The 11925-nt window shown below is 68.7% G+C and carries 12 protein-coding genes; 8 read left to right on the forward strand and 4 right to left on the reverse strand.

The features are described from left to right. Window positions 1-59: 59 nt before the first annotated feature. Window positions 60-1040, reverse strand: a complete 981-nt coding sequence (locus ACTJI8_RS15180) for an EamA family transporter (RefSeq protein WP_440734252.1) — start codon at window positions 1038-1040, stop codon at window positions 60-62. Window positions 1041-1079: 39 nt separating this feature from the next. Here ACTJI8_RS15180 and ACTJI8_RS15185 point away from each other — a divergent pair, with 39 nt between their 5' ends. Continuing rightward, on the forward strand, window positions 1080-1616 hold the full coding sequence (locus tag ACTJI8_RS15185; RefSeq protein WP_440734253.1) for a CGNR zinc finger domain-containing protein: 537 nt from the start codon (window positions 1080-1082) through the stop codon (window positions 1614-1616). 109 nt (window positions 1617-1725) lie between these two features. Here the strand turns inward: ACTJI8_RS15185 and ACTJI8_RS15190 are convergent, their stop codons facing one another. Further along, window positions 1726-2844: a hypothetical protein gene (locus ACTJI8_RS15190; protein ID WP_440734254.1), complete on the reverse strand. Its 1119-nt coding sequence runs from the start codon at window positions 2842-2844 to the stop codon at window positions 1726-1728. 99 nt (window positions 2845-2943) lie between these two features. Between ACTJI8_RS15190 and ACTJI8_RS15195 the strand changes: the two genes are divergently transcribed. The 3 genes from ACTJI8_RS15195 (at window position 2944) to ACTJI8_RS15205 (ending at window position 5236) form a co-directional block, all read left to right on the forward strand. Beyond that, on the forward strand, window positions 2944-3414 hold the full coding sequence (locus ACTJI8_RS15195) for a MarR family winged helix-turn-helix transcriptional regulator (protein WP_440734255.1): 471 nt from the start codon (window positions 2944-2946) through the stop codon (window positions 3412-3414). Between the two features lie 97 nt (window positions 3415-3511). Continuing rightward, complete coding sequence (locus tag ACTJI8_RS15200) at window positions 3512-4579, forward strand: PLP-dependent cysteine synthase family protein (protein ID WP_440734256.1); 1068 nt, start codon at window positions 3512-3514, stop codon at window positions 4577-4579. Window positions 4580-4726: 147 nt separating this feature from the next. Beyond that, entirely contained in the window at window positions 4727-5236 is a 510-nt protein-coding gene (locus tag ACTJI8_RS15205; protein WP_440734257.1) for a glycine cleavage system protein R, read from the forward strand. Window positions 5237-5456: 220 nt separating this feature from the next. Here ACTJI8_RS15205 and ACTJI8_RS15210 read toward each other — a convergent pair whose 3' ends face one another. Both ACTJI8_RS15210 and ACTJI8_RS15215 read right to left on the reverse strand, forming a co-directional pair. Beyond that, a complete protein-coding gene (locus tag ACTJI8_RS15210; RefSeq protein WP_440734258.1) occupies window positions 5457-6470 on the reverse strand; it encodes an aldo/keto reductase family protein in 1014 nt (337 codons plus the stop codon). 80 nt (window positions 6471-6550) lie between these two features. Then, window positions 6551-7228 (reverse strand): FadR/GntR family transcriptional regulator, encoded by a 678-nt coding sequence (locus ACTJI8_RS15215; protein WP_440734259.1) that lies wholly within the window; start codon window positions 7226-7228, stop codon window positions 6551-6553. Window positions 7229-7397: 169 nt separating this feature from the next. On the opposite strand from ACTJI8_RS15215, the gene ACTJI8_RS15220 reads away from it, so the two are divergent. The 4 genes from ACTJI8_RS15220 to ACTJI8_RS15235 all read left to right on the forward strand — a co-directional run bounded on the left by ACTJI8_RS15220 (window position 7398) and on the right by ACTJI8_RS15235 (window position 11880). Beyond that, window positions 7398-8615: an aminotransferase class V-fold PLP-dependent enzyme gene (locus ACTJI8_RS15220; RefSeq protein ID WP_440734260.1), complete on the forward strand. Its 1218-nt coding sequence runs from the start codon at window positions 7398-7400 to the stop codon at window positions 8613-8615. Between the two features lie 76 nt (window positions 8616-8691). Next, the gene (locus tag ACTJI8_RS15225; protein ID WP_440734261.1) at window positions 8692-10005 is read left to right on the forward strand and encodes an ABC transporter substrate-binding protein; all 1314 of its coding nucleotides are present in this window, start codon (window positions 8692-8694) and stop codon (window positions 10003-10005) included. A 4-nt stretch (window positions 10006-10009) separates the two neighbouring features. Beyond that, window positions 10010-10990: a carbohydrate ABC transporter permease gene (locus ACTJI8_RS15230; RefSeq protein ID WP_440734262.1), complete on the forward strand. Its 981-nt coding sequence runs from the start codon at window positions 10010-10012 to the stop codon at window positions 10988-10990. Continuing rightward, window positions 10987-11880, forward strand: coding sequence for a carbohydrate ABC transporter permease (locus ACTJI8_RS15235; protein ID WP_440734263.1), 894 nt, complete (start codon window positions 10987-10989; stop codon window positions 11878-11880). The genes ACTJI8_RS15230 and ACTJI8_RS15235 overlap by 4 nt, the downstream gene beginning before the upstream one ends. Window positions 11881-11925: the final 45 nt, after the last annotated feature.

Here is an 11925-nt window from a genome sequence, read left to right on the forward strand (position 1 = left end):
CAAACGCGACCTATGGGCGAGCATCGCCCGAAGTGGTGCTATTTCGTATACATTGAACGTCAGTGCAGTGTGGCGACAGGCTCCGGCATCGCTTCCGGATCCACCTCGTCGACGAGGGGCTCCCCGAGCTTCACGAGCACCACGCCGACGAGCACGAGCGCACCGCCGAACGCCTGCACCAGATCGGGCAGCTGACCCAGGAACAGCCAGCCGAACAGCAGCGCGGCGATCACCTCGGAGAGGGCCACGAACGACGCGAAGCGGGATCCCAGCCTGCGCGTCGAGACGATGCCGAGCACGTAGGCGAGCGCCGTGGCGATCACCCCGACCGCGATCACCGGAACGAACCAGGGCAGCGTGCCGAATCGGTAGGTGACGTCGTGGGTGTTCCACGTCATCGGCAGGATCCCGGTCGCCCCGGCGACGGTCAGGCCGATCGCCCCGATCAGCAGTCCGAGTCCGGCGAGCGCGATCGGAGGGAGGCCCGTGTCGCCGCGGCCGGAGAGCAGGAAGTAGGTGGCCGCTCCGACCATCGCACCGAGCGCCCACAGGATCCCGATCGGATCGACCCGGGATCCGGTGAAGACCTCCAGCATGAGCACGAGTCCGACGAACGCGACGACCGCCCCGACCATGCCACGAGCACCGGGGCGCTCGCCGCGGCGGAGCCAGAGCCAGAGCACGACGGCGATCGGCGCGGTGTACTCGACGAGCAGCGCAAGGCCGACGTCCATCACGGCCACAGCCTGGAAGAAGCACAGCTGCGCCGCGGTGACGGCGAGCAGCCCGTAGACGAGGATCATGCCCGCGTGCTTGCGCACCACGCCCCAGCGACCCCGCAGCGCGAGCAGCGTCGGCACGAGCAGCACGAGCGCGGCCACCCACATGCGCACAGTCACGGCGGCGCCGGGGCTCCAGCCCGCATCCATGAGGCCGCGCGCCCACGCGCCGCTCATCCCGAACGAGAGTGCAGCACCGAGGGCGAAGACGAGTCCGGCGCGCATGCCGCCGGCCCGCTTGTCATTTGCCACTGCGCTCATGACATGTGACGCTACCCGGATGAGCTGTAAGATGTCAACATGATCTTCACCGATGACACCGAGGAGACCCTCCGGGCCGCCGTGTGGCTCGTGAACTCGGCCGAGGATCCGGACACCCTCGTCTCCCTCAGTGATGAGGCGACCTTCCTCGGAGGGTTCGGGTACACCGGACGGATCGATCGCGATGAAGCGGAGCTGGCGGGATTGCGGGAGCTCCGCCCGCAGCTGCGCACCATGCTGCTGGCCCCGCGCGACGACATGGCCGCAGCCGTCAACGACGCCCTGGCTCACGTCTCCCTGACGCCGCGCCTCGCCCGCCACGGCGACCTGGACTGGCACCTGCATGCGGTGGCCGACGACCACCCCCTCCCCGAGCGCGTGCTGGTCGAGACCGCGATGGCCCTGATCGACGTGATCCGCGCGGAGGAGGGTTCCCGCATCTCGGTCTGCGCGGACGACACCTGCGAGTCCGTCGCCCTGGATCTCTCGCGCAACCGGTCGAAGCGCTACTGCTCCACAGCCTGCGCCAACCGCAACGCCGTCGCCGCCTATCGAGCTCGCCGCGCCGAGGCCTGACACCCGCTATCTTCGAGTCGCCCCGCCGGCGCACGCGATGGCGTCCGCCCATGGGGACGACTCGGGAGCATGGACACCCGGATCCGACCTCCGCGCGATCGCGTGGCGGTCAGGCGGCGACCAGGTCCGTCTCGGCCTCCTGCGCATCGCGTGCCGGCTCGGCGAGTACGCGTCGCGAGCGCGCGAACGCCGCGCCGATGACGACGAGCAAGACGCCCGCGACAGCCCACAGTGCCAGACGCAGTGCGTCGAAGCCGATGCTCTGATCCGGGAAGTAGGTGAGCGCCCTCGCCGCGTCGAGCCAGGCGGCGCCGTTCCAGAACGAGTGCAGGCCCGCGAAGAACCAGGGCGACAGGCTGGCGGGATAGACACCGCCAGAACTCGTGAAGTTCAGCATCACGAACAGCGCGGTGAGTGCCGGCGTGGTCCACTTGCCGAGGATCGGGTGCAGGCCGATCCCGATCGACAGGATGCCGAAGACATAGAGGGCTCCGAGCAGCCAGATGCTCCACTCGTTGCCGTTCAGCGCCTGATAGACGCCCCCGCCGATGATCACCGCGATCGCGGAGAGGACGAACGACACGACCGCACCGATCCCGAGGCGCCAGCCGGCGCGCAGCCGCGCGGTGGCCGCGGCGATCGCGACCGCACTCGCATAAGCGCCCACGCTCAGAGCCACGAGCAGGAAGAAGAGCGTCTGCCCGCCCGGATCCTGCACGGTGCCGGGGCGGACGTCGACGACGTTGACCGGCAGATGCTGCTGGTAGGCGATCGGCAGGAAGATCGTCTCCGCGGTGGCGGCGCCGGCCTCGGAAGACGCACGGGAGACGTAGAGGTTCGCCCCCTCAGGCGTCGCCTCGTAGGCCGCGAGGATCTTCTGATCGACGATCCACCGCTTCGCCTGCGCAGCGTCGGCGACCGTGCGCACGGCGACCTTGCCGTCGCCCTTGTCGTTCAGCGTCTGCGCGAAGACGGCCGCCTGTGGCGTCGTCCCGACGACGGCGACCGGCAGATCGTGTGCACTGGGGGCGTGGAACGCACCCAGGTAGGCGAACGCCATGCCGATCGCGAGGAAGAGCGGAATGAGCAGGTGCGCCCCGATCGAGCGCCACGTGGCCGCGGACGGAAGGCCGAGGGCGGGGCCGCGCTGCGCGGAGGCGCGCGTCGGGGCGAGGGACGACGGAGCGGAGGCGGCGGTCAGAGTCGGCGCGGCGGTCACGATGCTCATTTCACGGGGGACGACATCAATGTTGCAAAACGCAACAGGAACGTCATGAACCATACCACGTAAGTTGTGTTAGGCAACACATGGACCTAGACTCCGGGCATGCCCTCCGACCGCATCTCCCCCGTGCCTCCACCGGATGACGCGCGCGACGCGGCGCTGGCGCGGGTGCACACCGGACTGAGCGTCGTCGCGCGCCGCGGCGCCACGCGCAATCGCTCCTCCGGCACCATCTCGCATGTCGACCAGACGCTGCTGAGGATGCTCGCGGACAATCCGGGCGCGCGCGTCGTCGACATCGCCGAGTACTTCGGCTTCAACCGGTCGACCGCTTCACGACAGACCGCCGCGCTGCTCGAGGCTGGGCTCATCGAAGAGTTGCCGGCGGAGGCCTCCGGCAGCTCTCGCCGCGGACAGCCGCTTCAGCTCTCGACGCGCGGCCAGGATCTGCTCTCTGCGCAGGCGGGGGCGATGCGCGACGTCACCGACCGCCGCATGCGCGAGTGGACGACCGCGGACGTCGCGCGATTCGCCGAGATCCTCGAGCGCTACAACTCCGGCCCGGAGGCGTGACGCACAGGCCAGGGCGCTCGCAGCCCTATTGGTTCGGACTGCCTCGACGGACGGCGGCACCCGATCCGCGTCGACGACCCCGGCTACCCTCGTTGTCATGACCTCCGACTGGACCGGATCCGCCATCGCCCTGCTCGAGGCGGACGGGAATCGCAGCGCCGACACCCATCTGCATGTGTTCCCGCTGCCCGCGGAGTGGGGTATCGACCTCTACCTCAAGGACGAGTCGGTGCATCCGACCGGTTCCCTGAAGCACCGTCTCGCCCGGTCGCTGATCCTGTACGGACTGGTCAATGGCCGTATCCACGAGGGCACGACGCTCGTGGAGGCGTCGAGCGGATCCACCGCCGTGTCCGAGGCGTACTTCGCACGGATGCTGGGGCTGCCGTTCGTCACGGTCGTGCCGCGCTCGACCAGCCAGGAGAAGATCGACCTCATCGAGTTCTACGGCGGGCGCTGCCACTTCGTGGACTCCGGGGCGGCGATGTACGCCGAGGCCGAGCGCCTCGCCTCCGAGTGCGGCGGGCATTACCTCGACCAGTTCACCTATGCCGAGCGTGCGACCGACTGGCGCGGCAACAACAACATCGCCGAGAGCGTGTTCAGCCAGCTGAGCCGCGAGCGGCACCCGATCCCGAGCTGGATCGTCGTCGGCGCCGGCACCGGCGGCACGAGTGCCACGTTCGGCCGCTACGTGCGCTACCGCCGCCACGACACCCGCATCGCCGTCGTGGACCCCGAGGGCTCGGCCTTCTACGGCGGCTGGCGCAACGGGGATCCGTCGTTCACGACCGGCACCCCGAGCCGGATCGAGGGCATCGGGCGGCCACGTGTCGAGCCGTCGTTCGTGCCCGGCGTCATCGACGAGATGATCCCCGTGCCCGACGCTGCGTCGATCGCCGCGATCCGGCTGCTCAAGCAGCGCACGCTGCACTGGGCGGGCGGATCCACCGGCACGAACCTCGTCGGAGCGTTCCAGCTCATCGCCCGGATGCTGCGCGACGGCGAGCGCGGCAGCGTGGTCACCCTCATCTGCGACGGCGGCGCCCGCTACCTCGACACCTACTACTCCGACGGCTGGGTCGCCGCGAAGGGCTGGGATCTCGCCCCGCACCGCGCGCGCCTGGAGCAGTTCCTCACCACCGGGGAGTGGACCGAGGGCTGAGCCGGGCCTCGGCCCTCGGCCGGTCCCCATGGATCCCGCGGCTGACGCGAGACCGAAACGGCGTCCCGAGACCGACGTTCTTATCCTCTGTCTCGGGACAGGGGTTCGGTCTCGCGGTCCGGGACCGGGCTCCCCTACGCTGGCGGCATGACCACGCTCATCCTCACCCTCGTCGGATCCGATCGTCCCGGTCTCGTCGCGACCGTCGCGCACATCGTCGACGAGCACGGCGGCAACTGGGAGAACAGCAGCCTCGCCGAGCTCGCAGGCACGTTCGCCGGTGTGGTCCAGGTATCGGTGCCCGTCGAGCGGGTCGAGGAGCTGCGCGCGTCGCTGCACGGGCTCGACGGACTGCTCACGATCGCGGTGCATCCGGGATCCGGATCCGAATCGGCCGAGGCCGCGCAGGAGCTGTCGATCCAGGTGCTCGGCAACGACCGGGCGGGCATCGTGCGCGAGATCTCCAGCGTGCTGAACGAGCACGCCCTGAGCATCGAGAGCATGACCACCGAGACCCGTGATGCGGCGATGGCCGGCGGACGCCTGTTCGAGGCGTCGGTGGTCGCACGTGTGCCGGCGGATGCGGATCCGGAGGCCCTGCGCGCCGCGCTGGAGCGGATCGCGCACGACCTCCAGGTCGATATCACCGTCGGCTGAGTGCCTCTTCGGCAAGCGTCGGCACGCAGTTGGCGCGCTGGACTGCACCGTATTCAGGATGGTTTCGGGGGCGAGGCCCGTGTTGACGTGCACATGGGCGCCGATTGCAAATCCAGCCTGAATTAGGCACGCACGCGTCGGGCGAGACCCCGGTGACGGGCGACGGAGCGACGCAAGACGGCCCGGCCGCACGGGCTCGGGCCGTCTTGCGGGCCGGCGGTCAGACCAGGCGCTCCTTCGGCGACACCTCGTAGGTGTCCTCCGGATCGTCGTTCACGACGCCCGCGAGCGCCTCGTCGATCGCGGCGAGGGTGTCGGCGTCGAGCACCACGCCGGACGCCTTGACCGTGTCCGCGAGCTGCTCCGGGCGGGACGCGCCGACGAGGGCGGCCGCCACGTTCTTGTTCTGCAGCACCCAGGCGATCGCGAGCTGCGGCATCGTGAGGCCCGCCTGCGCCGCGATCGGCTTCAGCCGCTGCACGGCCGTGAGGATGTCGTCCTGCAGGAGGCGCTGGATGAAGTGCGCGCCCGAGTGCGGATCCGTCGCGCGCGACCCCTCCGGCACCGGCTGCCCGGGCAGGTACTTGCCGCTCAGCACGCCCTGCGCCATCGGCGACCAGACGATCTGCGAGATCCCGAGCTCCTCCGACGCCGGCACGACCTTGCCCTCGATCACCCGGTGCAGCATCGAGTACTGCGGCTGGTTCGAGATGAGCTGCACGCCCAGCTGCTTCGCCAGCGCGTGGCCCGCGCGGAGCTGCTCCGCGGTCCACTCGGACACGCCGATGTACAGCGCCTTGCCCTGGCGGACGACATCGGCGAACGCCTGGAACGTCTCCTCCAGTGGCGTCTCGTAGTCGAAGCGGTGCGCCTGGTACAGGTCGACGTAGTCGGTGCCGAGCCGCTTCAGCGATCCGTTGATCGACTCGAGGATGTGCTTGCGGCTGAGGCCGGTGTCGTTCGGGCCCTTGGGGCCGGTCGGGAAGTAGACCTTGGTGAAGATCTCCAGGCTCTCGCGGCGCTGGCCCTCGAGGGCCTTGCCCAGCACGAGCTCCGCCGCCGTGTTCGCGTAGGTGTCGGCAGTGTCGAACGTCGTGATGCCGGCATCGAGCGCGGCGTGCACCGTCTTGACCGCGGCGTCGTCCTCGACCTGCGAGGCATGGGTGACCCAGTTGCCGTAGGTGATCTCGGAGACCTTCAGACCGCTGTTGCCCAGGTATCGGTAGTTGACCATGGCTCCAGCGTAGGCGTGACCGGACACAGCTCGGGCCGGATCCGCCTCGGTATGTCACACGCGGGCGGCCCCGCGACGCGTCACTCGGACATCTGCTTGCGCAGCCAGTACTCCGTCTGCGCGACGTGGCCGGCTGCCGCCGCCGACGCCGCCGCCGGATCGCGCGCGATCAGCCCGCGGACGATCGCACGGTGCCCGGCGTCCGAGAGGATCTTCAACTGCGCCGCGTCCTCGTCGTCGAAGATCCGATACTGGCGCGTGCGCGAACGCAGCACCTCCAACAGACTCGTGAGCGCAGCGTTCCCCGCAAGCTCGGCGATGCGCATGTGGAACTCGTGATCGAGCCGCGAGGCCTCGTCGTGATCGGGGCAGTCGGCGATCCGCTCGACGAGTTCCGTCAGCCCGGCCAGCATGCCGTCGTCGCCGCGAGCCGCCGCGATCGACGCCGCGTGCGCCTCCAGCGGACGGCGTATCTCGACGAGTTCCAGGATCGCGTCCAGAGGCAGAACGTCCACCGTCAGGGACAGTCCGCGGATGAGGTCGGCGGGGCGCAGGCTGCTCACATAACTGCCCGACCCGTGCCTGGTCTCCAGCACACCGAGCGCCGACAGCGTGCGGATCGCCTCGCGCACCGATCCACGCGAGACGCCGAGCTGCTCGCCGAGCTCACCCTCGCTCGGCAGCTTGTCCCCCGGCTTCAGTTCCCCGTCGGCGATGAGCGCCCGCAATCCGTGCAAGGCGGTCTCACGAGCGCTCATGCTTCTCCTTCGATCCGTTCCCTTGAGTGTGCCGTTTCGCACGTTCGAGGGATAGTTGTTCTACGACTATGAGGAAATGAGATCGTAACAGTGGCATTTCCTCGAGATTCATGCCAAAGTTGTGCGACAAGTTAGCCTGCACTCCCACCGGTAAGGATCCACGCGCACCATGCCCGACGCCGACACGACCGTCCGCACTTTCCCCGTGCGCCTGGCCACTTTCGAGCGCGCACGCGACGCGTGGCCCCTCGACCCGGCGATCGTGCACCTGAACCACGGATCCTTCGGCGCCGTGCCGACCGAGGTCGTCGACCTGCAGGACTCCCTGCGCCGCGAGGCAGACCTCAGCCCGATCGGCTGGTTCCCCCGGATCGCGGAGAAAGTCGAGGCCGCGCGCAGCGAGGTCGCTCCGTTCGTGGGCGCCGACTCCGCCGACACAGCCTTCATACCGAACGCGTCGGCTGCGGCCACGGTCGTGTACAACGCGCTGCAGCTGGATCGGGACGATGAGATCCTCGTCACGGATCACGGCTACGGCGCGGTCACCATGGGCGCGGCACGGCTGGCCCGCCGGTTCGGCGCCGGCCTGCGCACGGTCGCGCTGGGGCTGCTGGACGATGCGGAGACCGTCGTCGCCCGCTTCGCCGAGGAGATCGGGCCGCGCACCCGCCTCATCGTGGTCGACCAGATCACCTCCTCCACCGCCCGACGGTTCCCGACCGCGGAGATCACCGCGCTCGCGCACGAACGCGGTGTGCGCGTGCTCGTCGACGGCGCGCACGCCCCCGGTCTGATCCCCGACGCGGCGGTCGCGGGCGGCGGCGACTGGTGGTTCGGCAACATGCACAAGTGGCCCTGCGCACCCCGCGGATCGGCCTTGCTCGTCACGCGGGCGCCCGACCGGGACGAGCTCTGGCCGCTCATCGACTCCTGGGCCGCGACGGACGCGTACCCCGTGCGCTTCGACACGCAGGGCACGATCGACGCCACGACCTACCTCGCGACCCCCGCCGCGATCGCCTTCATCGAGCGCGAGCACGGCTGGGAGCGCACGCGCCGCACCATCTCCGAGATCGCCGATGCGGGTGCGCGGATCATCGCGGACGCGTTCGAGCACGCCGCCGACGAGCCGGCCCTGGTGGAGCTTCCGATGCCGGTGCCCTCGATGCGTCTGATCCGGCTGCCTCTCGGCATCGGCCGGACCCGCGAGGAGGCCGACGACCTGCGCATGCGCCTGTTCGACGAGGTCGGTGTGGAGACCGCCTTCACGAGCTTCGCCGGCGCCGGCTACTTCCGCCTCTCTGCCCACCTCTACAACGAGCCCGCCGACTTCGAGGCGTTCGCCGAGCGCTGCGTGCCGCGGATCCTCGAACTCGCCCGCCGCTGACCGGCTCCGCCCGGACGCTGGCCGACCGCCCCCTCCCCTGCACCGTCCCCTGCAACACCCAACGAAAGGAAGCCCCATGGTGAAGCGCACCCGACTCGCCTCGATCGCCGGGGTGGGCATCGTCGCCCTCCTCGCGCTCAGCGCCTGCTCCGGCGGAGCGACGAGCGGAAGCGGATCCGCCGACGGCAAGGTCACCCTCCAGATGGTGGAGAGCCTGACCAATCCCGACCGCACCAAGCTCATCCGCGGCCTGCTCGACGACTTCCAGAAGGCCAATCCGAACATCACGGTCAAGCTGGTCTCGCCGCCGACCGAGCAGGCCGACACGACCATCCAGCAGATGCTGCAGTCCGGCAAGGGCATCGACGTGCTGGAGACCCGCGACATCACGGTCGGGCCGTTCGCCAACAACCACTGGCTGTACGACATGACCAAGGATCTGAAGAGCTGGGACGGCTGGAGCGCGCTCACCGACAACGCCAAGAAGGCCGGCGTCTCCGACGGCAAGACCTGGTTCGTCCCCTATGGCTTCTACGGCCTCTCGCTGTTCTACCGCACCGATCTCGTGAAGTCCGCGGGCTTCGACGGGCCACCGAAGTCCTGGAAGGATCTGCTCGAGCAGGCCTCGAAGATCCAGGATCCGGAGAAGAACCAGTACGGCTACGCATTCCGCGGGGGCAAGAACGCCAACTCGAACGTGGTCGCGGCGATCGAGGCGTACACGATCGACGATCTGGACACCTCGAACGCGTTCCTGCTCAAGGACGGCAAGACGATCTTCTCCTCGCCTGACGCGCAGAAGGGCGTCGACGACTACTTCGCGCTGTTCAAGAAGGCCTCTCCGCCGTCAGCCGTGTCGTGGGGCTACCCCGAGATGGTGGCCGGGTTCACGAACGGCACCACGGCATTCCTGCTGCAGGACCCCGAGGTCATCGCGACCGTTTCGGCGTCGAGCCTGAAGCAGGACCAGTGGAACACCGCGCCGCTGCTGACCGGCCCGAGCGGCAAGGCGGCGCAGCCGCTGGCCGTCGCCGGCTGGGGCGTCGCGCAGTCGAGCGCGCACAAGGACGCGGCGGTCAAGCTCGTCGAGTACCTGTCCTCGGCGAAGCCGGCCACCACGTTCGCGCAGAAGAACAGCCTCGTCCCGATCATCGCCGCGGCAGCCAAGGACCCGTTCTACTCGACCGGCCCGTGGACGAGCTACGTCACCATGACCGAGCACCCGGACACCTACGTCAACGTGCAGCAGCCCCGCGGCGTCTCGTGGTGGACGGAGTGGATCCAGAAGTCCGACCAGGACGTGCAGAGCGTGCTGCTCGGCAACATGAGCACCAAGGAGCTGCTCGCCTCGTGGGACCAGTACTGGACGTCCAAGTACAAGAAGGGCTGATGTCGTGACCTCGACCTCCGCCACCGAGCGCCCGGCCGGTTCGTCCGGCCGGGCCGCCCGGTCCGATCGATCGCGTCCCGCCCCGACCGGCGCCGGGCGCCGCCGCACCACGTTCCGCGCCCGCCACGCGTTCACGATCCTCGCGTTCCTCGCCCCCGCGATCGTCTTCGTGTGCTGGTTCACCTACCTGCCGATGCTGCAGGGCGCGCGTATGGCGTTCCTCGACTACAACCTCTGGGACCTCACCTCGACGCCGTTCGTCGGCTTCGACAACTTCGTCAAGGTGCTCTCGGATCCGGTCTTCCCGACCGTCGCGGGCAACACGGTGCTGTGGGTGGTCGGATCCCTCGTCCCGCAGTTCGTGATCGGCTTCCTCATCGCGCTGGCGCTGCGCCAGCGGTTCCGCTTCCGCGGCGTGTACCAGGCGCTCGTCTTCTTCCCATGGGCCGTCTCCGGATTCCTCATCGGGATGCTGTTCCGCTGGATGTTCAACGCCGAGTTCGGCGTGATCAACGACCTGCTCATGAAGGCGCACGTCATCTCGGCGCCCCTGCCCTGGCTCGCGGATCCGAAGCTCGCGATGTTCGCGGTGATCGTCGCCAACATCTGGTACGGCGTGACCTTCTTCGCGATCATGATCCTCGCCGCCCTCCAGTCCGTGCCGGACGAGGTGCTCGAGGCGGCGAGCCTGGACGGCGCGGGCAAGGTCCGTCAGCTCTTCTCCATCGTGATCCCGTACATCTCCACGACACTGTTCCTCACGGTGCTGCTGCGCGTGATCTGGATCTTCAACTTCCCCGACATCATCTGGGCCATGACGGGCGGAGGACCGGCGAACCGGACCCACATCATCACGACCTGGATGATCAACTTCACGCAGCAGGGCAACTACGGCACGGCGAGCGCGCTCGGTCTCATCGTCGTCGCGGTGCTCTTCGTGTTCTGCGCGTTCTATCTCTTCGCGATGCGGAAGGCCAGCCGATGACCGCGACCATGACCCTCACGACCGGCCGCGCGGGCTCCTCGCGCCCCGTGCGCTCCTCCCGCTCCCGGATCACCGCGGGCGGCGTCGTCAAGGTGGTCGGGCTCGCCCTCTGGCTGCTGATCACCCTGTTCCCGCTCTACTGGATCGTGCTGACGTCGTTCAAATCGCCGCAGACCGTGAACCGGTTCCCGATCGAGTACTGGCCCTCCGAGCCCTCGGTGCAGAACTACGCGAAGTTGTTCTCGGACGCGAACTTCGGGGTGTTCCTCGCGAACTCGGCGGTCGTCGCGCTCATCGCGGGAGCGACATCGACGCTCATCGCGCTGCTCAGCTCGTACGTGATCTCGCGGTTCGAGTTCCGCGGCAAGGGCGCGGTGCTCATCGCGTTCCTGCTGACCCAGATGATCCCCGCGTTCATCGCGCTCGGCCCGCTCTACACGATGATGACCGATCTGGGACTGGTGGACAGCAAGCCCGGGCTGATCCTGGTCTACATCGCCGTGTGCATCCCGTTCTCCACGGTGATGCTGCGCGGCTTCTTCGAGAACGTGCCGGATGCGCTCGAGGAGTCCGCGATGATCGACGGCTGCTCACGGCTCGGCGCGCTGTTCCGGATCCTGGTGCCGGTCATGACGCCCGGCATCATCGCCGCGTTCATCTTCAACTTCGTGAACTGCTGGAACGAGTTGTTCCTGTCGGTGGTGCTCATGCAGTCCGAGGAGAACCGCACGATCCCAGCCGCGCTGAACAGCTTCATCTCGACGTTCAACGTGGACTGGGGCTCGATGTCGGCGGCCGCGGTGCTCACGATCCTGCCGACGATGGTGCTCTTCGCCGTCGCCAGCCGCTGGATCGTGGCGGGACTCACCGCAGGATCCGTCAAGGAGTAGCAGGCGCGGAAAGGGCCCCTCCGCTTCTACCAGAGGGGGACCCTT

This window comes from Microbacterium sp. 22303 (assembly GCF_052045265.1).
Taxonomy (GTDB): domain Bacteria; phylum Actinomycetota; class Actinomycetes; order Actinomycetales; family Microbacteriaceae; genus Microbacterium.